Here is a 22149-nt window from a genome sequence, read left to right as displayed (position 1 = left end):
TTTATTAACGGAGGTATTAGAGACTATGGCAGAAGTAAATGTTGAAAAACTAGCCGGTGATATAGGTACAACTGTTGATAAATTACTACAGCAGTTTTCACAAGCCGGTATTACTAAACAAGCAGGCGATAATGTAACTGAAGCTGAAAAAGCGACGTTACTTGATCACCTAAGCAAGCAACATGGTGGCACGGGCTCTGAAGGCCCTGCTCGCATGACATTGCAACGTAAGAGCAAAAGCACATTAAGTGTGACGGGCTCTACGGGTAAAGCAAAAGCTGTGCAAGTTGAAGTTCGTAAAACACGCACTTATGTGAAAAAAAGTGCTGTTGAGCAAGAACAAGAACAGCAACGTCTAGCCGCTGAAGAAAAAGCACGTCTTGAAGAGCAGCAAAAAGCTGAACAAGCCGCTGCTGAATTAAAGGCAAAACAAGAGGCAGAACGTAAAGCAAAAGAAGACGCTGATCGTAAAGCCAAAGAAGAAGCTAAACGCAAAGCAGATGCTGAGCGTAAAGCGAAACAACAGCAGATGACCCCTGAGCAAAGTGCTAAGTCTGAGAAAGATCGCATCGAAGCTGAGCGTCTGCAAAAAGAAGCAGAAGAGGCCGCATTGAAGAAAGCTGAAGAAGAAGCGAAACGTCAAGCAGAAGAGGCAAGAAAGCTAGCTGAAGAGAACTCAGCACGCTGGAAGAAAGAAGAAGAAGAACGTAAGAAACGCGAAGAAACCGCGGATCACCACCTTACGACTTCAACGTACGCACGTGAAGCAGAAGATGTAGCTGATGCTCGCGAAGAGCAAGGCTCTCGCCGTGCGAAGAAAAAGAAAAAAGCGCCAGCAAAAGATAAATTTGCAGCGTCTAAAGGTAAAAAAGGTAAGCTAAAAGCGCCAGCGTCATTACAGCACGGTTTCCAAAAACCAACGGCTGATGTTAAAAACGAAGTGCGTATTAGTGAAACAATTACAGTTGCTGAGCTTGCATCACGCATGGCGGTTAAAGGTGCTGAAGTTGTAAAAACTATGATGAAAATGGGTGACATGGTTACTATTAACCAAGTTATTGACCAAGAAACTGCGCAACTTGTAGCAGAAGAAATGGGCCATAAAGTTATCATCGTTAAAGAAAACGAATTAGAGCAAACAGTACTTAATGACCGCCATGAAGATGGTAAGTCAGAGCCACGTGCGCCAGTAGTAACTGTTATGGGTCACGTTGACCACGGTAAAACATCGACGCTTGATTACATTCGTTCAGCTAAAGTTGCATCAGGCGAAGCCGGTGGTATTACACAGCACATTGGTGCATACCACGTTGAAACTAACGGCAACATGATCACTTTCTTAGATACTCCGGGTCACGCCGCATTTACATCAATGCGTGCTCGTGGTGCAAAAGCAACTGATATCGTAATCCTAGTGGTTGCAGCCGATGATGGCGTAATGCCACAAACTAAAGAAGCGGTACAGCATGCTCGCGCAGCTGGCGTTCCTTTAATTATTGCTGTTAACAAAATGGATAAAGAAGGCGCAGATCCAGATCGCGTTAAAAACGAACTAGCTCAGCTAGACGTTATCCCAGAAGAGTGGGGCGGCGATACACAGTACGTGCACATTTCAGCAAAAACTGGTTTAGGTATTGATGACCTGCTAGAAGCTGTATTAATGCAATCTGAGCTTTTAGAGTTAAATGCGCCGACCGAAGGTATGGCTGCAGGTGTTGTTATTGAATCACGTCTTGATAAAGGCCGTGGTCCTGTTGCGTCTATTCTTGTTCAGTCAGGTACGCTTAATCAAGGTGACATTGTATTATGTGGTCTTGAATACGGCCGTGTTCGTGCAATGCGCGATGAAAACGGTAAAGACATTAAGTCTGCCGGTCCTTCTATTCCAGTTGAGATTTTAGGTCTGTCTGGTATTCCAGCTGCCGGTGATGAAGCAACTGTAGTTAAAGATGAGCGAAAAGCGCGTGAAGTTGCACTTTACCGTCAAGGTAAATTCCGCGATGTTAAACTAGCGCGTCAACAAAAAGCGAAGCTTGAAAACATGTTTACTAACATGACTGAAGGCGACGTATCTGAAGTTAACGTGGTACTTAAAGCAGACGTTCAAGGTTCAATCGAAGCAATTTCAGACTCATTAACTAAGCTTTCTACTGATGAAGTAAAAGTGAAGATTGTTGGTTCTGGTGTTGGTGGTATCACTGAAACTGATGCAACTCTTGCGGCAGCGTCTAACGCGATTGTGGTTGGCTTCAACGTTCGTGCTGATGCATCAGCGCGTAAAGTGATTGATTCTGAAAACCTAGATCTTCGTTACTACAGCGTAATCTACGCGCTAATCGAAGAAGTTAAGCAAGCCATGTCTGGTATGCTTGCGCCTGAGTTTAAACAAGAAATCATTGGTCTTGCTGAAGTACGTGACGTATTTAAGTCTCCAAAAATTGGTGCAATTGCCGGTTGTATGGTTACTGAAGGTACTATCAAGCGTAGCGCACCAATTCGTGTACTTCGTGATAACGTGGTTATTTACGAAGGCGAGCTTGAGTCATTACGTCGCTTTAAAGATGACGTTGCTGATGTTCGTAACGGCATGGAATGTGGTATCGGCGTTAAGAACTACAATGATGTTCGCGTTGGTGACCAAATCGAAGTATTTGAAACAGTTGAAGTACAACGTACTCTTTAATTGTTATTAGGTGGTGTTGGACATTCAAGGTTGTACCTCGATAGCCCAACATAACCTATGCTAAGATTTTAAATGGGGGCTCAGCCCCCATTTGTGTATCCATTATTTAGTTAGCTTATTATTATTTTTCAATAAGTTATAATTTTAGGAAAGTGAAATGAGAGAATTTTCTCGCACTGATCGTGTTGCTCAGCAAATTCAAAAAGAAATTGCGGTGATTTTACAACGCGAAATTAAAGATCCACGCTTGGGCATGGTGACAGTGTCTGCGGTAGAAGTATCGCGCGATTTATCTTATGCCAAAGTTTTCATTACTGTGTTTAACACTGAAGATGAAAATGCAGCCAAGCAAAGTGCCAAAGTACTTAACGAAGCAACCGGTTATATCCGCTCGTTGCTAGGTAAACGTATTCGTGCGCGAATCATGCCTGAGCTTAAATTTGTGGTTGATAATTCATTAATGGAAGGGATGCGAATCTCTAACTTAGTGGACTCTATCATTCGTGAAGATAATGCTAAGCATGTTGATGATGAAACAGATAGCGAAGAAGGCACTAAAGACTAATGGCAAGACGCAGTAAAGGCCGTCCAGTTGATGGTATTTTGTTGTTAAACAAACCAGAAGGTATTTCATCAAACAAAGCACTGCAGCAAGCGAAAGGTATTTATTTTGCTCAAAAAGCGGGGCACACTGGTGCGCTCGATCCGCTTGCGACCGGTATGCTGCCTATTTGTTTTGGTGAAGCCACTAAGTTTACCCAGTTTTTACTCGATACAGATAAAACCTATGTTGTGCGAGCAAAACTGGGTGAGCGTACTACCACGTCAGACTCTGATGGTGAAGTGGTCGAAACGCGTGATGTTAATGTTACTGCTGAACTGCTTACACAGGAAATTGCTAAATTTTTAGGTGAGTCAGATCAATACCCATCAATGTACTCAGCGCTTAAATATGAAGGCAAGCCTTTATATAAATATGCGCGTGAAGGCATAGAAGTTCCTCGCAAATGTCGAAAAATTAACGTATTTAGCTTAACGCTTGATGAGTTTGATGAGCAAGCCAACGAAATACAAATGACTGCCCATGTATCTAAAGGCACATATATTCGTACTATCGTTGATGACTTAGGTGAAAACCTTGGCTGCGGCGCGCATGTGATTATGCTGCATCGTAGTGCTGTAGGGCATTACCCAGCAGATAAAATGGTCACACTTGAGCAGTTAGAAACGTTATTAAATCAAGCGAAAGAACAAGACGTTGCGCCTTCTACTTACCTTGACGAACTATTATTGCCAATGGATACCGCGTTAGTTGATTTACCTGTTGTGGAAATTACTAAAGAGCAGGGAATAGCATTTAGCCATGGTCAAGCTGTGGTGCTAGGTAAAGAATTACCTGAAGGTGCAATAAAAGTTCTGGCTGACGGAATCTTTATTGGTACTGGTGAACGTAATCCTGATGGCCATCTAAAATCAAAACGTGGCTTGTCTAATCAGCAACCAGAGTAAAGTTTAACTTGTAGTTATGCTGATAATTGGTAGAATACGCCCGCTTAATCGTTTTGGCTGAATTAGTGATCGGCTAAAGCACCTATTAAATTTAACTTTTGGAGTTATTATGTCACTAAGCAATCAAGAAAAAATCGATATCATTGCTAAATTCGCACGCGCTGAAGGCGACACTGGTTCACCTGAAGTACAAGTAGCATTACTTACTTTTGATATCAACAAGCTTCAAGGTCACTTTGCTGATCACAAGCATGACTTCCACTCACGTCGTGGTCTGCTTCGTAAAGTAAGCACTCGCCGTAAACTGCTTGATTACCTTAAAGGTAAAGATATCTCGCGTTACACTGCGTTAATCAAAGAGCTTGGCCTACGTCGCTAAGAACTTGATTATCAAAAGGGGAGCTTTTTAGCTCCTTTTTTTGTGTCTGAATTTTCTCGCTTTCCCCAGTACTTCTTAGTAAACCCCTTGAAATATCGAATAAAAGCCATACTATTATCTTTCACAAAGCGAATGTTTTTGACATTGCTGCAAGCACTATTTTATCTCGGTGCTAAGCTCGCAATTTTACCTGACTTTGTTATATACTATGGCGCGTAGATAAAAAGGTTTATCTACGGTTATTTACATCATTGCCAATTGTAGTACTTAATTGATTTCCAACTGAATACAATTATGTACTGTAATTGGTACTTTGATGAAAACTTAATTAATACTAAAAATACATTTAAGGAATATTTTAAGTGCAAGCAATTATAAAAGAATTTCAACTAGGTCAACACACAGTGACGCTAGAAACAGGTGCTATCGCCCGTCAAGCAGATGGCGCAGTACTAGCAAGCATTGGCGACACGTCAGTGCTAGTAACGGTTGTTGGTAAGCGTGAAGCTCAACCAGGCCAAGACTTTTTCCCACTAACAGTTAACTACCAAGAGCGTATGTACGCTGCAGGTCGTATCCCAGGTGGTTTCCTTAAGCGTGAAGGTCGTCCTAACGATGGCGAAACGCTAATTGCACGTCTTATTGACCGTCCAATTCGTCCACTTTTTCCAAATGGTTTCGTAAACGAAGTACAAGTTATCGCGACTGTTGTTTCTGTAAACCCTGAAATCCAACCTGATATGGTTGCGATGATTGGTACATCAGCAGCACTTGCTATCTCTGGTATCCCGTTCAGCGGTCCAATTGGTGCATCACGTGTTGGTTACATCAACGGTGAATACGTACTTAACCCAACACTAAAAGAGCTTGAAGAAAGCCAACTTGATTTAGTTGTTGCTGGTACTGATAACGCCGTACTTATGGTTGAATCAGAAGCAGACGTACTTGCTGAAGACGTAATGCTAGGCGCAGTTGTATACGGCCATGAGCAATCACAGTCTATCATCAAGGCAATCAACGAATTTAAAGCAGAAGCAGGCAAACCTACTTGGGATTGGACTGCACCTGAGAAAAACGTTGCATTAGAAGAGAAAGTAGCAACACTTGCTGCTGATAAAGTAGGCGAAGCTTACCGTATTACTGATAAAGTAGCGCGTAAAGAAGCATTAACTGCAGCAAAAGATGCCGTAGTTGAAGCGCTTACTAGCGAACTTGCTGAAGGCGAAACGCTTGATAAGCAAGAAGTAGGTAAAGTATTCGGTTCACTTGAGAAGAAAATCGTTCGTGGCCGTATCGCTGCTGGCGAAAAACGTATCGATGGTCGTGAACCAGATATGATCCGTGCACTAGATGTAATGACGGGCGTACTTCCACGTACTCACGGTTCTGCAATCTTTACACGTGGTGAAACGCAAGCATTAGTAACAGCAACACTTGGTACAGAACGTGACTCACAGTTAATCGATGATTTAACTGGCACGCACAAAAACCACTTTATGCTTAACTACAACTTCCCTCCATTCTGTGTAGGTGAAACGGGTTTTGTAGGTTCTCCTAAGCGTCGTGAAATCGGCCACGGTAACCTAGCTAAGCGTGGTATCCAAGCTGTAATGCCAACATTAACTGAGTTCCCTTACTCAATTCGTGTTGTATCTGAAATCACTGAATCAAATGGTTCATCTTCAATGGCATCGGTTTGTGGTACGTCTCTAGCGCTTATGAACGCGGGTGTACCAATTAAAGCCTCTGTTGCGGGTATCGCGATGGGCCTAGTTAAAGAAGAAGAAAACTTTGTAGTACTTTCAGATATCTTAGGTGATGAAGATCACTTAGGTGACATGGACTTTAAAGTAGCGGGTACAACTAACGGTATCACTGCACTACAAATGGATATCAAGATTGAAGGTATCACGCAAGAAATCATGCAAATCGCGCTTAAGCAAGCTAAAGCAGCTCGTTTACACATTCTAGGTGTGATGGACGAAGCGATTTCTGCACCTTCTGAAGAGTTATCTATGTTTGCTCCGCGTATTTACACGATGCAAATCCCACAGAAGAAAATTGCTGAAGTAATCGGTAAAGGTGGCGCAACTATTCGTCAACTTACTGAAGAAACAGGTACTACGATTGAAATCGGTGATGATGGCACAATCAAAATTGCTGCTACAGACGGTGAAAGTGCAGCAAATGCAATTAGCCGTATTGAGCAATTAACTGCTGAGCTTGAAGTTGGTACTATCTACGAAGGTAAAGTTGTACGTATCGTTGACTTTGGTGCGTTTGTAAATATTCTTCCTGGAAAAGATGGCCTAGTGCATATCTCACAAATCAGCACAGAGCGTGTTAACAACGTTGCTGACCACCTTAGTGAAGGTCAAGAAGTTAAAGTTAAAGTACTAGAAGTAGACCGCCAAGGCCGTGTACGTCTAAGTATTAAAGAAGCAATGGAATCAGCAGCACCTGCAGCTGACGAGTCTAAAGACGCGTAATTGCTAATCTTTCATCCAGATAATTACTGGATAGTATAAAAAGGGGCTGTTTAGCCCCTTTTTTTATGCTTTAATGTTAGCAATCTATTGTGTTCAAGACGTTAAGTAACATATAACAAGAATGAACCTTACAAGACAGCTTATGTCTTATCTATTTGCTACTTACCTCGGTATTAAGGATTTTAATGAGACTTAAACATTTAGCCTTGGCATCTTTTGCTATTTTGTCTTTAAGCGCTTGTCAGGCTACTACTAAACCCGCTGCTATTATTAATGTGCCATTTACTGCGCCACTTGCATCAGACTTTAGAAATGAAATTGCCATTGCTCGTTTTTCAGAGCTATTAAATAGAGCAGACTTAAGTACAGAGCAACAAGCAAAGCTGTATTATGACCGTGGTGTGCTGTTTGATAGCTTAGGCATGACAACTTTATCGCGAATTGATTTTAACCGAGCGGTTAAGCTTAAGCCCGACTTGGCTGAAGTGTATAACTTTTTGGGGATTCAACATACCTTGATGCAGCAATACGAAAAAGCATACGAGTATTTTGATTCAGCCATAGAGTTAGACCAAGAACATGAATATGCGTATTTAAATCGTGGTATTGCTTTGTACTATGGTGATAGAGCTACGCTTGCAAAGGATGACTTTAAAACGTTTTTGGAGCGCTCTCCTAACGATCCTTATCGTGTGCTGTGGCTTTATTTAGCGCAGGCCGCACAAGATAAAACTCAGGCACTCGCTTCGTTAAAAGCTAATGCGGCGGCCCTTGATGAAAATGAATGGGCATACCAGCTTATTGCCTTGTATGTAGGTGATATGAGTGAAAAAGCATTTTTTTCAGGGATAGCCGATGGTGTAAGTTCACAACAAGAATATGCTCAACGTTTATGTGAAGCTTATTTTTACTTAGCTAAACAGCACCAAGCCGCAGGTGAGCTTTCAATTGCAACAGATTACTTTAAGTTGGCGCTGGCCACGAACGTTCATGAATTTATAGAATATAAATATGCACGTTTAGAGCTTGAGTTGATGGCAAGTGAAAGCGCGGGCTAATTTTTTTAAATTAAGTATTTTATTACTGTGCACTAGCTTAATTAGTGGCTCCAGTAATAAACAAAATAGCATTGGCTTTTGGCAAGTATTGCACGCCAAAGCCAATGTGATTGATAGTTATTGGCAATTCCCTGGTTACTTTGCATCGCATATTTTACAACTCCCCCCGACCTCATTAGCCACCTTAGCACGCAATAAAATAGCCCATGCACAATACGGATATGGGTTATCATTAATAGCCAATAATCAAACTGAAACCGCCAAGCTCTTTTGGCAAGCAAGCCTCGATGAGATAACAATTAAACAACAAAAACATCTCGCAGCTTCATTGCTTGCTCAACAGCGTTGGCAAGATTTAGCGTTATTAAAAGCTCACAATAAGTTACCTAAAGGGGATGCCTTTTATCATTTACAGTTACAACAGCATGCTCCCTTCGATGCATTAAACAACTCCTTTATGAATAAATTAGGGTTTTTGGTAGCGAGCGATCAAATTGAGATACAAAAGCAATGCACATTTAATGTGCTAATGCTGAGCGATCACCGTGATGGTTTATATAGGCTCAACCACTTTGTGAAAAAATACGCACAACACCCAGAGCCTAGTAGTAATGCATTTTGTTTTTCAAAGCCTATATATGTTGGTAATGCAATTGCTTGTAACAGCACTAAAGCAACGCTTGCGCAGTGCGATTGGCAACAGTCATCACTTAAGCAGCGGCTTCCTAAAGGATTCGATTTTGCGATTATGATGCCCAAGCAAGGTACTGCCAATGTGCATCAGGGCTTAATGCATATTAACTCGCAGGCTAATTATGCAGTCTTTTTACATGAATTAATGCACTTTAATGGTTTTGAAGATGAATATGCTTTACCAGCAAAAAAACAAGCTTGGCTTTGTCAGCTTGAGGGGTTGGTTGCCCCTAACTTGTTTATTGCTCATAACACTGATGCGCCAAAAGGATGGCACAAAAGCAAAAGCTGTCAGCAAGGAGGTGTTGCTTATAAGCCAAGCGCACAGTGGTCTATTATGCAATATCAACAGGTTGGACTTTCAGAGCAATATCGGGCTTTGTGGCAAACTCATATAGAGCAACATGCAGATTTATTCCCGCGCTTTTAATCATTAAATAGAGTGCTTTTAGGTTGTTTAACCAATGATTATATGAGCCTATTAAAACTGCTTAAAAGCTGAGCCGGTTTTATCCCAGTTCATTAATTTATAGACTTTTTTGTTTGATTATTGCCCCGCTAGAAGCGCTTTCTATAGACAAAAACCGTGTTTATCAGTATAACTGTACGTATTAATGTTGTTAAAAAACAGATATAAAACGTATACCCAAGTCACTTTGGTATTTAATAATAACAAGTAGCGAATTGATAAACTTTATGATTCAAAAAGGCCCTTCATTATGACTTTGCTCTGGATACCCCTGTTATCCTTATTAGGCAGTGTTATTTCTGCATGCACCGGCAAACTTTCTCGAAATCAGGCAACGAGCCTAACGGCTATTGCGCCTTTAGCCGCGCTTGCAATTACACTTTATCATGCGCCTGCGGTTCTCGCGGGAGAAACCATTCGTTTTAGCGCGCAGTGGATACCTGCTTTAGGGCTGGATATTTCCTTACGCTTAGATGGATTGAGTTTACTGTTTTTATTTATGATTTTAGGAATAGGGCTGCTGGTTATTTTGTATGCCCGTTATTACCTAAGTCAAAACGATTCACTGCCAAAGCTATTTAGTTACTTAATGTTATTTATGACCGCCATGCTGGGCATTGTTATGTCAAACAATGTGATTCAGTTATGGGTATTTTGGGAGCTAACCAGTATTAGCTCGTTCTTGTTGATTAGTTACTGGTGGCATAAATCAGAGGCGCGCAAGGGGGCGCGTATGGCACTGGCGGTAACCGGTGCGGGTGGTTTAGCATTACTGGGCGGCTTAATGCTGCTAGGTGATATTGTTGGAAGCTACAACCTAGACACTATTTTAGCTAGCAAAGCGATTATTCAATCACATGATTTATACGAATTAGCGCTGGTGCTAGTATTACTAGGCGCCTTTACCAAGTCTGCACAATTTCCGTTTCATTTTTGGTTACCCCACGCCATGGCAGCACCTACGCCTGTTAGTGCCTATTTACACTCTGCCACTATGGTAAAAGCGGGTATCTTTTTACTTGCGCGTTTTTATCCAGCACTGGCGGGAACCGACACTTGGTTTTTATTAGTCGGTTTGACGGGTTTAACTACACTTTTATTTGGCGCTTACATTGCGCTATTCAAACATGATTTAAAAGGCTTATTAGCCTATTCAACAATTAGTCATTTAGGCCTAATTACTCTATTACTCGGCCTAGACACACAACTTGCAACCGTAGCCGCTATTTTTCATATTATTAACCATGCTACGTTTAAAGCGTCGTTATTTATGGCCACGGGTATTATTGACCATGAAACCGGCACGCGTGATATGCGCAAACTCAATGGCATGTGGCGCTACTTACCTTATACAGCCACATTGGCGATGGTTGCTGCGGCGGCAATGGCTGGGGTGCCGCTATTAAATGGTTTCTTGTCAAAAGAAATGTTTTTTGCTGAAACACTGCATCAGCAAGTACTTGGCTCTATGTCGTGGTTAATTCCTGTGCTGGCAACCGTTGCAGGTGCGCTGTCGGTAGCGTACTCATCTCGCTTTATTCATGACGTGTTCTTTAATGGTGAACCGATAGACTTACCACGCACTCCTCATGAGGCACCACGTTATATGCGAGTGCCAATCGAAATTTTAGTGGTGCTGTGTATTTTAGTGGGGATTTTTCCGCACTTTGCAGTAGATGGTATTTTATCGGCTGCCTCATTGGCGGTGCTTGGCCAAGCTATGCCTGAGTACAAGCTAACTATTTGGCACGGTTTCAATTTACCTCTACTTATGAGTGGTATGGCGGTGATTGGTGGTTTATTTATTTACGTTAATCGTAAGTACTTGTTCCAGTTTCAGGCGTCGTTACCCCCTTTTAATGCTAAAAAAATATTCGAGCGTTTTTTAGCGGTTGTGGTTAATTGGTGTCAAAACAAAATCCAATCAACAGAAAATGGCTCATTACAACGCTATGTATTTATTATGTTAGGTGTTGTATTACTTGCCTCAGGTTGGCCATTATTTGAAATGAAACAGCTAGCTGGCAGTGTACCTAACACCCCAGTTGATATTCAAAATGCTATAGGTGCAGGGCTATTGATTATTGGTGCTATTGCTACCGTTATTTGGCATCGAATTCGGATGGTGTCGTTATTAATGCTGTCGATTGTGGGATTAATGGTGTCGGTAGCGTTTACACGTTTTTCAGCGCCTGACTTGGCCTTAACGCAACTTACAGTAGAAGTTGCGACCATCATATTATTAATGTTGGCACTGTTTTTCTTACCGCAAAGTACGCCAAGAGAGTCAAGCTCGTTGCGTATTTTACGTGATGTGGTTATTTCCTCTACGGTGGGGGTAATTATTGCTAGTATTTGTTATGCATTACTGACCCGTCCTCTTAATTCAATTTCTGAATTCTTTGTTGCTAATGCTAAAACAGGCGGTGGGGGTACTAACGTTGTTAACGTTATTTTAGTTGATTTTAGGGGCTTTGATACCTTAGGTGAAATCACCGTGTTAGGGATTGCAGCACTGGGTATATTTAAACTGTTATCAAGAATTCCGCTTTATATGCCAGCAAGCGACAGTGAAGGGCGCCCATGGTCTAAAGACCGTCACCCTATTTTATTGGCTTGTATTTCACAAAGCTTATTACCATTGGCGCTATTAGTATCCGCTTATATTTTCTTACGTGGTCATAACTTACCGGGCGGTGGATTTATTGCCGGCCTAGTGACCTCTATTGCCTTTATTTTACAATATATGGCCCATGGTACTGCGTGGATTAATGAACGTTTTGATGTTAACTATCGAAAAATTATTGCATCAGGTATCGCTATCGCCATGTTTACGGGTGTCGGAAGTTGGTTCTTCGATAAACCATTCTTAACTACCTGGTTTGATTACTTTGATATTCCGTTTGTTGGTAAAACAGAGCTAGCTAGCGCCATTGTATTTGACTTGGGCGTGTACTTAACCGTCGTTGGCGCGACGCTAATGATCCTTGCGAGCTTAGGTAATATGACAGCGAAAGCAGAGAAAGAAGAGGTAAATATTTAATGGAACTGTTATACGCATCTTGCGTTGGCGTGCTAGTCACCTGTGGTGTGTTCTTATTATTAAGAGCGCGCACATTCCCAGTGGTATTGGGGCTGACAATGATTTCTTACGCGGTTAATTTGTTTTTATTCTCATCAGGGCGCTTAACTATCAATAAAGCGGTGGTACTTGGAACTGGCGCTGATTACGCCGATCCGCTGCCACAAGCCTTAGTATTAACAGCTATTGTGATAGGATTTGCCATGACTGCGTTTGTGGTTATTTTATCGATACGAGGGCGAGCAGATTTAGGGAATGATCATGTTGATGGCACCCTAACCAGAAGTAAACGCAAGGAGAGAAAATGATTCAGCATTTAGCATCTTTGCCTGTTTTAATGCCTATGCTAGCGGCAATCATTCTGCTACTGCCACCGTGTGGCAAAAGTTTATTTGCACGGCGATTAACTTCAAGCCTAATGGCTATTTTAACCTTTGTAATTACAGTATTACTGCTGGTTCAGGTTAAAGATAACGGGATTATTGTTTATGCAATCGGTAACTGGTCAGCGCCGTTTGGTATTGTACTGGTAGCAGATATGCTCTCAACTTTACTGGTTACTTTAACCGCCTTTTTAGGTCTTGGTGTGGTTTTATATGGGTGTGCCGGCGATGACGAGCAAGGCAGCTTTTTCCATCCCTTGGTTCATTTTTTAATATTAGGGGTAAATGGTGCGTTTTTAACGGGCGATTTATTTAACGTCTTTGTCTTTTTTGAAGTGTTACTAATTGCTTCTTATGCGCTATTAATGCACGGCGGCGGTAAACCAAAAACACGTGCAGCACTGCATTACGTTATTTTAAACTTGGTTGGCTCAAGTGTATTTTTAATCGGCTTAGGTATTTTATATGGGGTATTGGGTACCCTAAACATTGCTGATATGGCTAATAAAGTACCGCAGTTAACTGGTGATGATGTTTATTTAGCTAAAGCGGGCGGGTTACTATTGCTTGTAGTATTTGCCCTTAAAAGTGCACTATTACCACTGCATTTATGGCTCCCAAATGCCTATTCAAGTGCGACACCCGTGGTTGCTGCATTATTCGCGATTATGACCAAAGTAGGTGTTTACGCCACTTTACGCGTATATACAGTGGTATTTGGTGAGCAAGCCGGTGAACTTGAGCATATGGCGCAGTCTTGGCTATGGGCGTTGGCCATTGCTACCATAGTGATTGGGGCAATCGGGGTGTTGGCAGCACAAGATTTACGTAAGCTTACCGCAAACTTAGTACTGGTTTCTGTGGGTACTTTAGTGGCACTGGTTGCACTTCAAAATATAAACGCCACAGCTGCACTATTGTATTATTTGGTGCACTCAACGTTAGTGACTGCAGCACTATTTTTACTGGCTGATTTAATTGCAACTCAGCGAGGTAAAGCCGGCGACAGATTAGTTGGCGGACGCGCAGTTAAACAACCATTCTTGTTGGGAGCGTGTTTTATTATCGCTGGACTAACCGTCATAGGTATGCCGCCACTTTCAGGTTTTGTAGGTAAAATTTGGATTTTAAAAACCACCTTAAACAGTGAGCAAGCACTGGTATTTTGGCCTGTTTACTTAATTATGAGCTTAGCGTTAATTGTTGCTATATCACGTGCAGGCACGAGTTTGTTTTGGGAGCATAAAGACAAAGGCGGTGAGGCTGCTGATGTTGCTAATGCACATCCGTTGCAAGTTATCGTACTTGTTGGCCTGCTCACAAGCTCAATACTGTTGGTTGTTTTTGGTGATTTGGCAACGCAATATGCACTTGAAACAGCAACTCAACTTCATGATATTAGTGGTGGTATTAATGCGGTACTCAAGGGAGGTCTGTAATGCGCTTAGAAGCTCGTTTTCGTTGGTTACCCACACCGTTTCGTAGTCTATTTTTATTTATAGTATGGCTATTATTAAATAACAGTGTGTCTGTAGGGCATATTATATTGGGTGCATTGTTAGCACTGCTTATTCCTTTATTTAGTATGTCGTTTAGAGATCCACAACCACTCATATTAAAGCCTGGCTTGGCGTTTAAGCAGTTACTTATTGTGCTTTACGATATTATTGTGGCTAATTTACAAGTGGCCTTATTAATACTGGGCCCTTCAAAAAATTTACGTCCAGGTTTTGTTAAAGTGCCTATCGATTTAATGCATGAAATGCCAATTACTATTTTAGCTAGTTGTGTGTCTTTAACGCCGGGTACAGTCAGTGCTGAGGTTTATCCTCTCATTAAGTCACTTAATGAAGACGATGAACCGGCGCAGCGATATTTATTAATTCACGTGTTAGATTTAGATGATGAGCAAGCACTTATCAAACAAATTAAAGCACGCTACGAAGCTCCCCTAAAGGAGATATTTCAATGTTAGATACAGTATTACTGATTGTTTTTTCAATGGTTGGATTGTCATTACTACTAAATCTATGGCGACTTATTATTGGTCCATCAGTACCAGATCGTATTTTGGCGCTCGATACAATGTACATTAACGTTATTGCATTGATTATTTTATATAGCATCAGTATGGGAACAGGTTTATATTTTGAAGCCGCTTTGCTTATCGCAATGTTAGGCTTTATAAGTACGGTGGCAGTATGTAAGTATTTACTTCGTGGCGATATAATTGAGTAAGGTATTAAAATGATAAGTGAATGGATCGTATCAATATTGCTGTTATTAGGTGGGCTCTTTATTTTAATTGGCTCTATTGGCTTAATTAAACTGCCGGACTTTTTTATGCGTTTACATGGGCCAACTAAAGCAACCACTTTAGGGATGGCAAGTATACTCACGGCTGCGATGGTATTTTTTGCCAATTCAGCTAGTGGCTTAAGCGTAAAAGAAATATTAATCACTATATTTTTATTAATCACGGCGCCCATTAGTGGTTATATGCTAATTAAAACCGCTATTCATCATAAGTTAAAAGCCAAAGATGGAACGAAAGGACTCGATAATATCGAAAAAGATTAACCCTAACAAACGACAAAAAGCCGAATAATGGTAGTTATTCGGCTTTTTGTTTTTTTGGTTGTTCCCATTTACAACACTTATTGAACATGTGAGTATGGCGTAAATTCAAATACAAAAAGGATATTAATATGGGTAAGGTATTACTTTTATCACTACTTATTTTTTCAACTAACTTATATGCAGCGCAAACTACTAAGCAACAAAAAATTGATGAGCTGGTAGAGGTGATGGATATGGACGCCATGGTTGACTCTATGTATTCTCAAGTTGAGGGCATGATGCAAAATATGTCGGTGCAAATGGGTGTAAAGCCAGATGAAAAGCCAATATTTGATAAATATTATGCCGATATGACTGAGGTGCTAAAAACCAAAATGAGCTGGCAAAAAATGCAGCCTATGATGGTTAACCTTTATGATAAGCAATTTAGTGAGCAAGAGATTAGCGATATGCTCGATTTTTATAAAACAGAGTCAGGGCAAGCTATTTTGAAAAAAATGCCACAGGTGATGCAAGCATCTATGCAAATGTCACAATCTTTAGTGCAAGAAGCCATGCCTGAGATCCAAGCAATTGCTGGGCAGCTAGGTGAAGCACTTAAACAATCGCGTAGCGAAGCAAATTAAATTATTGTTAACCTAACTCTTAGCAAAATAACGTCTACATTTTCTAGCAGTCACTATTTTGTGACTGCTGTATTCTTCCTCTTCTTTAAGCAAACGTAATCACTTATTTAATGTGCCGATAACGCATTCCCTGAGTTTTAAAATAGCGGTTGACCTGTGTGTTACACATAGGTTTATTATATCACTATTAAAACCCGATGGAGTGAGTTATGTATGTTAAACAGCTAGCTAAAATCATGGGAGTGACCCAAGATACAGTGCGGCACTACACGCGTATAAAGTTACTTAACCCCATTCGTAGCCAAAGCAATGGCTATCAAGTGTATACCGCTGCCGATCAACAGCGTTTAAAGTTTATTATTAGTGCACGGCAACTTGGTTTTTCTATTAAAGATATTCAGCAAATAGTTGCTCAGTCGGAGCAAGGGAATTGTCCGTGTCCACTGACACGACAATTAATAGCAAAGCGACTTGAAGAAACAGAGCGGCTATTTCAAGAAACACTCAAACTAAGAACGCGTATGCAAGCAGCGGTAAAACAGTGGGAAAACTCAAGCGATGGTGCCGCAAGTGCTGATATATGTAGTTTAATTGAGACCTTTGTAGATCCCCTTAACGAACAAGTTAGTTCCGAGGAAACAAAATGAGCAACAATAAAGACACAGTGCAAAATTTTATAATTGAAGGCGCCAATTGCGGCAGCTGCGTCGCAAAAATAGAAAAAGCGCTAAAAAGCGTATCAGGTGCGCAGCGTGTTGAAATGAACTTTGCTGATCGCAGTGTGCAAGTTGAAGGCAATGCGCCATCAGCAGAGCTGATTGAAGCAGTCGAAAATATTGGTTACAAGGCTAAGCCAATGAATAGCGAGTCGGAGCAAGACGCGCTAGATGAAAAAGCCAAAGCCGATAACGCACATTATAAAAAGCTAATGCGTAATATGGTATTGGCGCTAGGCGTTGGCGCTCCGCTTATGTTGTATGGGCTTATTTTTGATATGAGTGTCACCACCAACGCGCAGCGCATTGGCTGGTTTATTGTTGGTATAGTCACTTTAGTGGTTATGGCCATTGCGGGTAAACAGTTTTACAACGGCGCATGGCAGTCATTTAAAAACCACACCGCCAATATGGATACACTGATTGCGTTGGGCACAGGTACCGCGTGGTTGTATTCTATGGTGGTAGTCATTGCGCCAAGCGTGCTACCCGAGGTGGCCAGGCATGTTTATTTTGAAGCCTCAGCGATGATCATCGGTTTAATTAGCCTAGGCCTTGCCTTTGAAGTAAAAGCCCGCGGTCGCACATCTGAGGCGATAAAACGCTTAATCGGTTTGCAGCCAAAAACCGCTCGGGTAGTGCGTGATAACAAAGAGCAAGATATAGCTATTAGTGAGGTACTAAAAAACGAGACTGTGCGTGTACGCCCCGGTGAAAAAATCCCTGTAGATGGAGAAGTCATTGAAGGTCGCAGCTCAGTTGATGAGTCAATGCTCACGGGTGAGCCTATGCCAGTGAACAAAAGTGAGGGCGATACCGTTGTTGCAGGCAGTATTAATAAAAGTGGCACGTTGCTATTTAAAGCCACCCATATTGCCAGTGAAACCACACTTGCCAGTATTATTAATATGGTTAAACGAGCACAAAATTCTAAACCCTCCATAGGGCGTTTAGCCGATGTAATATCCGGCGTATTTGTTCCTACGGTAATGATTATTGCAGTGCTCGCGGGCCTTGCATGGCTTAATTTTGGCCCCGAGCCGAGCATTGCTTATGCGGTAGTGGCCGTGACCACGGTGCTTATCATTGCCTGTCCGTGTGCGCTGGGTTTAGCAACCCCTATGTCAATTATGGTTGGGATAGGTAAAGCCGCTGAATTGGGAATACTTATTCGTAATGGAGAAGCGCTGCAAACTACCTCTAAAATAACCACCATGATTTTAGATAAGACTGGCACGATCACAGAAGGAAAACCCACCGTTACCGATATCATTAATTTTAATGACAGCGATAAAGTACACGTGCTAAAGCTTGCCGCTAGTCTTGAAAGCGGCTCTGAACATCCTTTAGCGCAAGCTATTGTAAGTTATGCTGAAAATGAAGATATCACGATTGAAAAAGTCAGCGATTTTAACGCTGTGACGGGGCAAGGTGTTACAGGCACATTAAATGGACAAACTTTATTGTTTGGCAATGAAGCGCTTATGAGCCAACACAATATCAGTATTGCAGAGGCAAAAGAGCAAGCAGAGCAATTAGCCAGCGCCGCTAAAACGCCAATGTATTTTGCTATTGATACCCAACTACAAGCCATTATAGCGGTAGCCGATCCGATAAAAGACGATTCAGCAGAGGCCATTAAACGTCTACAAAAAAAAGGTATCCATGTTGTTATGCTGACCGGTGATAACCAAGCTACCGCTAGAGCCGTCGCTAACAAAGTCGGTATTAAGGACTTTATTGCCCAAGTAATGCCTGATGACAAAGCCAGTGAAGTAACTAAACGCCAAGCTAAAGGTGAAATAGTCGGTATGACGGGTGATGGTATAAACGATGCGCCGGCACTGGCACAGGCCGATGTTGGGTTTGCTATTGGCACTGGCACCGATGTGGCGATTGAGAGCGCTGATATCACCTTAATGCGTGGTTCATTACAGAGTCTTGGCGATGCCATTGCGATTAGTAGCGCCACTATAGTCAATATTAAGCAAAATTTATTTGGTGCATTTATTTACAATGTGGCAGGTATTCCAATTGCTGCGGGGCTGTTATATCCATTTTTTGGTATATTACTCAACCCGGTTGTTGCAGGTGCTGCTATGGCGTTGTCATCACTAACTGTGGTCACAAACGCCAATCGCCTGCGCTTTTTTAAACCCAGTAAATCGTAATTTTATAAATAGGAGTAGCATTATGTTGATGATCAATATACTCGGCGCATTGTTAATTGCGGTTATTATTTACTGGTTTTGGCTATACAAACCTAAGCAAGTGCAGAGTAATAATAACAAAATAACGATAGTGGTTAATAACGGCGTTTATTATCCTGCCCATATTAAAGTGGCTGCTGATAAAAAAATAACGCTGACGTTTAATCGACAAGACAGCGCCCCATGCGCCGAAACGGTGGTGTTTCCTTCACTCGATATCAGTAAAACGCTCGCTATGGGTGAGAATAACACTGTTGAGCTGCCGGCACTTAAAGTGGGTGAATATGCTTTTCATTGCCAAATGCAAATGTATAAAGGCACGTTAGTAGTGTCTTGAATATTAGATTAATAAAACTAAAAGTGGCTCTGATGCGTATGTTCAAGCAGAAAACTTATAAGGCGTAGTATGAATAAATTAAATCCTAAAAAACTGCTTAATAGTAAATGGACAGCGATCCCAGCAATTAATAAGGAAAAACATTTTATTATTGTTGAGGTTGAGTTTGATGAAGACGGCAACGTCGTTGAATGTATCACTGAGGCGGTAATGTCAAAAAACCAATACCCAATTCAGTGGCGCGATTTAAAAGATCAACAAAAATGGCTGCAAGGTTGGAAATAAAGCAGACTTTGTAAAACACATTGCTCATGCTCATAGCCCTTATGAGTATGAGCGACTAGTTTATTGTTTTTTAGAACAACACATTGCTAGCGACTCTCCTCTATTACAGCTTGTTTTCATCCCAATTCGCCATTTGGCAACAAAACGATAGTTTTTAAATCGTTCTTCAAAAGTTTTTATAAAAAATAATAGAAAAATTATTTTAGTTATTATATTTCAATGCGTTATGCGTATTATTTTATACCGTTAAAGTAAGTATGTCGGATGTGTTCAGAGTCGGTTTATTCTCATAACTGCTCTAAACATGATTTTTCCGGTTTTTTCATTCCCATGTCTCTTTTTATTATAATTTAACTTATTGATTCTAAATGTTTATTTATTTCAGCCTCAGTGGTTGTTGCTAAAAAGCAACAAAATCATGGTTTATTTTTATTAAAATGCTTCAAAATCATTCTAACTTCATGTTTTTAAATAACTTTAAAAACATGGCATCGAAGTTGTAATACCTAAGCTGTATTTAGCAAAAAACGTGATAAAGCATATCGCTTTTATCGCACAACCTAATGAAGGAATTACATTATGAAAACACTTAAATCAACACTGGTATTAATGGCTTTAGCTTCTTCATCAGCGGCTTTTGCAGCAACCGATTTTGACACACTCGATGTGGATGGCAACGGCGCTATTAGCCAAGCTGAAGCATCAGTTGACGCCTCACTTATGAGCCAGTTTACTGAGCTTGATACTGACCAAAACGGTGAGTTATCTAAAGCAGAGTTTTCTGAGGCGTAACCAGCTTTAGTGCTCAATACTACTACTGATTCTGAGTTGCCCAAGACAACCTAAATAGGCAAGGGAGCCTATGACAAAGAATCGCAAGGATATGAGGTTGATAGTTTTGAGCCAATTATTTTTTATTTGACGAACATTGCACACTTTGAAGGATTATATTATGAAAAAGTTACAATCAACACTGGTATTAATGGCGCTTGCTTCTTCATCTGCAGTATTTGCAAGCACAGACTTTGAAACGCTTGATGTAGATGGCAGTGGCACCATCAGCCAAGCAGAGGCATCGGTTGCTGCTGAGCTTATGGAGCAATTTGCAGAGCTAGATGTAGATGGTAATGGTGAACTTTCTAAAGAAGAATTTTCAGCGTACTAGTTTCCCTTAAGGATCTTTGAAAAGGACTTCTTACCATTTTAATTAAGGCATTTAGCCTAAGGATTAATTATGAAAACATTTACTAAAACACTCGCTTTAATTGCACTTGCTTCATCTTCAGCGGCTTTTGCTGCGGTTGACTTTGATTCTTTCGATACTGATGGCGACGGCGTTATTAGCCAGTCTGAAGCACAAGCTAACTCACAACTAGCTCAATTATTTGATGATTTAGATGTTGATAGCAACGGTGAGCTTTCAAAAGAAGAGTTCGCAAAAATTCAGTAATTACATTACGGATGAAAGCGTTTATGTAATTTATAAACGAGACATAAAAAGCAGCTAAGTAGTAAATACTCAGCTGCTTTTTTGTGCGTGGCGGGAAATAGTGTGTGCAGTTGTCACTAAAATAGTGCAATGGCATCAATGTATTTAATTTAATCTATTGATTTTTAAGTTCTTTAATTTTTGGTTTTAAACTTGCTTAGCTGTTGATTAGGGTATTTAAGGAGCCTAATTATGGCGAGAATGAGTTATATCAGTAGTGTAGAGCGCTATAACGAATATGAGCAGATAATACATAGCTTATTAGAATCAATTTTAATGAGTATAGATGACGGCATCGCTAATAATCGTGATATGCGCTATTTAACAAAGCATTATCCTTTTTTAGAATTACAATACTGTTTGGACGAGAAGGGCTCACAACAGGGCAATAACGTTTGTTTTAAACGTGCCTACAATAAAAAATTAGCACAGAGAGGCAATAATCAGGATTTAAGTGAGCGGCCTTATTTTTTAAATGTAAAAGCCTGTAATGCTATTTGTTTTACTGCGCCTTATATTTCTATTGCGACCAACCATTTATGTATATCTGCGATTAAAGAATTAAACAAACCTATCAATAATCAACATTATTTAGTTGTTGATGTAAGTTTAACGCAGCTTATTGAGTTTGTGATGGGTGATACCGCACGTGCGACTATGTCACCTTATTTTAAAGCAGGTTATGGCATTATTGTGGCGTGCTTATTTAGTTTGGTGCTTTTTTTACTCAACATCGTATTTATCGACATCTATGAATTAATAACTCACGTAAATAGTTCGTCCGATCCCCTAGAACCCTTTAGCATCATTATTTATATCACGTTAGCATTGGCTGTTTTTGATCTTGGCAAAACAATTCTTGAGGAAGAAATCCTCATGCATAAAGATATTTTTAGACACTCATCAACACGACGAACCATTACCCGGTTTATCTCTACCGTGTTAATTGCTATATCAATTGAAGCACTACTCACTATGTTTAAAGCCGCATTAGGGCAATCAGAGTATTTAATGCCAGCTATAGCGATGATGCTTGCAGTGGTGGGACTTTTAATTGCTTTAGCGATATATGTGTATTTAGGGGCAAAAGCTGAAACATTGCTTACACAGGCACGGGTAAAACTAAAATCCTCCGAGTAGGAGGATTTTAAATAGTAATGT

22 protein-coding genes are annotated in these 22149 nt (G+C 40.8%); all 22 read left to right on the top strand.

Features of this window, described 5'->3' with window-relative positions:
* The first annotated feature begins 25 nt into the window (after positions 1-25).
* The 22 genes from infB (at position 26) to QL984_RS05085 (ending at position 22128) form a co-directional block, all read left to right on the top strand.
* Complete coding sequence (gene infB / locus QL984_RS05190) at positions 26-2683, top strand: translation initiation factor IF-2 (protein WP_013464536.1); 2658 nt, start codon at positions 26-28, stop codon at positions 2681-2683.
* A 157-nt stretch (positions 2684-2840) separates the two neighbouring features.
* Complete coding sequence (gene rbfA / locus QL984_RS05185) at positions 2841-3248, top strand: 30S ribosome-binding factor RbfA (protein WP_008467148.1); 408 nt, start codon at positions 2841-2843, stop codon at positions 3246-3248.
* A complete protein-coding gene (gene truB / locus QL984_RS05180) occupies positions 3248-4192 on the top strand; it encodes a tRNA pseudouridine(55) synthase TruB (protein WP_013464537.1) in 945 nt (314 codons plus the stop codon). Before rbfA ends, truB begins: the two co-directional genes overlap by 1 nt.
* Positions 4193-4301: 109 nt before the next feature.
* Positions 4302-4571 (top strand): 30S ribosomal protein S15, encoded by a 270-nt coding sequence (gene rpsO / locus QL984_RS05175; RefSeq protein ID WP_006793376.1) that lies wholly within the window; start codon positions 4302-4304, stop codon positions 4569-4571.
* A 362-nt stretch (positions 4572-4933) separates the two neighbouring features.
* Positions 4934-7060 carry a polyribonucleotide nucleotidyltransferase gene (gene pnp / locus QL984_RS05170; RefSeq protein WP_013464538.1) on the top strand — a complete coding sequence of 709 codons (2127 nt, stop codon included), beginning with the start codon at positions 4934-4936 and terminating at the stop codon, positions 7058-7060.
* Between the two features lie 185 nt (positions 7061-7245).
* Positions 7246-8118, top strand: coding sequence for a lipoprotein NlpI (nlpI, locus tag QL984_RS05165; RefSeq protein ID WP_013464539.1), 873 nt, complete (start codon positions 7246-7248; stop codon positions 8116-8118).
* Positions 8102-9241 (top strand): hypothetical protein, encoded by a 1140-nt coding sequence (locus QL984_RS05160; RefSeq protein ID WP_096038304.1) that lies wholly within the window; start codon positions 8102-8104, stop codon positions 9239-9241. Before nlpI ends, QL984_RS05160 begins: the two co-directional genes overlap by 17 nt.
* A gap of 289 nt (positions 9242-9530) precedes the next feature.
* Positions 9531-12323: a monovalent cation/H+ antiporter subunit A gene (locus QL984_RS05155; RefSeq protein ID WP_096038305.1), complete on the top strand. Its 2793-nt coding sequence runs from the start codon at positions 9531-9533 to the stop codon at positions 12321-12323.
* Positions 12323-12670 (top strand): Na+/H+ antiporter subunit C, encoded by a 348-nt coding sequence (locus QL984_RS05150; RefSeq protein ID WP_013464542.1) that lies wholly within the window; start codon positions 12323-12325, stop codon positions 12668-12670. The genes QL984_RS05155 and QL984_RS05150 overlap by 1 nt, the downstream gene beginning before the upstream one ends.
* Positions 12667-14184, top strand: a complete 1518-nt coding sequence (locus QL984_RS05145; RefSeq protein WP_024602786.1) for a monovalent cation/H+ antiporter subunit D — start codon at positions 12667-12669, stop codon at positions 14182-14184. The genes QL984_RS05150 and QL984_RS05145 overlap by 4 nt, the downstream gene beginning before the upstream one ends.
* A complete protein-coding gene (locus tag QL984_RS05140) occupies positions 14184-14720 on the top strand; it encodes a Na+/H+ antiporter subunit E (protein WP_016899457.1) in 537 nt (178 codons plus the stop codon). The genes QL984_RS05145 and QL984_RS05140 overlap by 1 nt, the downstream gene beginning before the upstream one ends.
* Positions 14714-14983, top strand: a complete 270-nt coding sequence (locus tag QL984_RS05135; protein ID WP_008114565.1) for a K+/H+ antiporter subunit F — start codon at positions 14714-14716, stop codon at positions 14981-14983. The genes QL984_RS05140 and QL984_RS05135 overlap by 7 nt, the downstream gene beginning before the upstream one ends.
* Before the next feature lie 9 nt (positions 14984-14992).
* Positions 14993-15325 (top strand): Na+/H+ antiporter subunit G, encoded by a 333-nt coding sequence (locus QL984_RS05130; RefSeq protein ID WP_013464546.1) that lies wholly within the window; start codon positions 14993-14995, stop codon positions 15323-15325.
* A 128-nt stretch (positions 15326-15453) separates the two neighbouring features.
* Positions 15454-15951 carry a DUF2059 domain-containing protein gene (locus tag QL984_RS05125; RefSeq protein ID WP_036956928.1) on the top strand — a complete coding sequence of 166 codons (498 nt, stop codon included), beginning with the start codon at positions 15454-15456 and terminating at the stop codon, positions 15949-15951.
* A 209-nt stretch (positions 15952-16160) separates the two neighbouring features.
* Positions 16161-16598, top strand: coding sequence for a MerR family transcriptional regulator (locus tag QL984_RS05120; protein WP_138764334.1), 438 nt, complete (start codon positions 16161-16163; stop codon positions 16596-16598).
* The gene (locus tag QL984_RS05115; protein ID WP_138764333.1) at positions 16595-18838 is read left to right on the top strand and encodes a heavy metal translocating P-type ATPase; all 2244 of its coding nucleotides are present in this window, start codon (positions 16595-16597) and stop codon (positions 18836-18838) included. Before QL984_RS05120 ends, QL984_RS05115 begins: the two co-directional genes overlap by 4 nt.
* A 22-nt stretch (positions 18839-18860) precedes the next feature.
* A complete protein-coding gene (locus QL984_RS05110; protein ID WP_058154388.1) occupies positions 18861-19214 on the top strand; it encodes a cupredoxin domain-containing protein in 354 nt (117 codons plus the stop codon).
* A 69-nt stretch (positions 19215-19283) separates the two neighbouring features.
* The gene (locus tag QL984_RS05105) at positions 19284-19499 is read left to right on the top strand and encodes a TIGR02450 family Trp-rich protein (protein ID WP_033103890.1); all 216 of its coding nucleotides are present in this window, start codon (positions 19284-19286) and stop codon (positions 19497-19499) included.
* A gap of 579 nt (positions 19500-20078) precedes the next feature.
* Positions 20079-20291, top strand: coding sequence for a calmodulin (locus QL984_RS05100; protein ID WP_138764792.1), 213 nt, complete (start codon positions 20079-20081; stop codon positions 20289-20291).
* 160 nt (positions 20292-20451) lie between these two features.
* Positions 20452-20664: an EF-hand domain-containing protein gene (locus tag QL984_RS05095; RefSeq protein WP_128583298.1), complete on the top strand. Its 213-nt coding sequence runs from the start codon at positions 20452-20454 to the stop codon at positions 20662-20664.
* Positions 20665-20733: 69 nt separating this feature from the next.
* On the top strand, positions 20734-20949 hold the full coding sequence (locus QL984_RS05090) for a calmodulin (protein ID WP_013464551.1): 216 nt from the start codon (positions 20734-20736) through the stop codon (positions 20947-20949).
* 231 nt (positions 20950-21180) lie between these two features.
* Positions 21181-22128, top strand: a complete 948-nt coding sequence (locus tag QL984_RS05085) for an EAL-associated domain-containing protein (protein ID WP_016899465.1) — start codon at positions 21181-21183, stop codon at positions 22126-22128.
* Positions 22129-22149: the final 21 nt, after the last annotated feature.

The sequence above is a fragment of the Pseudoalteromonas sp. APC 3495 genome (assembly GCF_030407645.1).
GTDB classification, from domain to species: Bacteria; Pseudomonadota; Gammaproteobacteria; order Enterobacterales; family Alteromonadaceae; genus Pseudoalteromonas; species Pseudoalteromonas tetraodonis.
This window is presented reverse-complemented; position numbering and strand designations above follow the sequence as displayed.

Coding starts and splice junctions, on each gene's coding strand:
- infB (WP_013464536.1), top strand. CDS start 26: ATGGCAGAAGTAAATGTTGAAAAACTAGCCGGTGATATAGGTACAACT.
- rbfA (WP_008467148.1), top strand. CDS start 2,841: ATGAGAGAATTTTCTCGCACTGATCGTGTTGCTCAGCAAATTCAAAAA.
- truB (WP_013464537.1), top strand. CDS start 3,248: ATGGCAAGACGCAGTAAAGGCCGTCCAGTTGATGGTATTTTGTTGTTA.
- rpsO (WP_006793376.1), top strand. CDS start 4,302: ATGTCACTAAGCAATCAAGAAAAAATCGATATCATTGCTAAATTCGCA.
- nlpI (WP_013464539.1), top strand. CDS start 7,246: ATGAGACTTAAACATTTAGCCTTGGCATCTTTTGCTATTTTGTCTTTA.
- QL984_RS05155 (WP_096038305.1), top strand. CDS start 9,531: ATGACTTTGCTCTGGATACCCCTGTTATCCTTATTAGGCAGTGTTATT.
- QL984_RS05150 (WP_013464542.1), top strand. CDS start 12,323: ATGGAACTGTTATACGCATCTTGCGTTGGCGTGCTAGTCACCTGTGGT.
- QL984_RS05145 (WP_024602786.1), top strand. CDS start 12,667: ATGATTCAGCATTTAGCATCTTTGCCTGTTTTAATGCCTATGCTAGCG.
- QL984_RS05140 (WP_016899457.1), top strand. CDS start 14,184: ATGCGCTTAGAAGCTCGTTTTCGTTGGTTACCCACACCGTTTCGTAGT.
- QL984_RS05135 (WP_008114565.1), top strand. CDS start 14,714: ATGTTAGATACAGTATTACTGATTGTTTTTTCAATGGTTGGATTGTCA.
- QL984_RS05130 (WP_013464546.1), top strand. CDS start 14,993: ATGATAAGTGAATGGATCGTATCAATATTGCTGTTATTAGGTGGGCTC.
- QL984_RS05125 (WP_036956928.1), top strand. CDS start 15,454: ATGGGTAAGGTATTACTTTTATCACTACTTATTTTTTCAACTAACTTA.
- QL984_RS05120 (WP_138764334.1), top strand. CDS start 16,161: ATGTATGTTAAACAGCTAGCTAAAATCATGGGAGTGACCCAAGATACA.
- QL984_RS05115 (WP_138764333.1), top strand. CDS start 16,595: ATGAGCAACAATAAAGACACAGTGCAAAATTTTATAATTGAAGGCGCC.
- QL984_RS05110 (WP_058154388.1), top strand. CDS start 18,861: ATGTTGATGATCAATATACTCGGCGCATTGTTAATTGCGGTTATTATT.
- QL984_RS05105 (WP_033103890.1), top strand. CDS start 19,284: ATGAATAAATTAAATCCTAAAAAACTGCTTAATAGTAAATGGACAGCG.
- QL984_RS05100 (WP_138764792.1), top strand. CDS start 20,079: ATGAAAACACTTAAATCAACACTGGTATTAATGGCTTTAGCTTCTTCA.
- QL984_RS05095 (WP_128583298.1), top strand. CDS start 20,452: ATGAAAAAGTTACAATCAACACTGGTATTAATGGCGCTTGCTTCTTCA.
- QL984_RS05090 (WP_013464551.1), top strand. CDS start 20,734: ATGAAAACATTTACTAAAACACTCGCTTTAATTGCACTTGCTTCATCT.
- QL984_RS05085 (WP_016899465.1), top strand. CDS start 21,181: ATGGCGAGAATGAGTTATATCAGTAGTGTAGAGCGCTATAACGAATAT.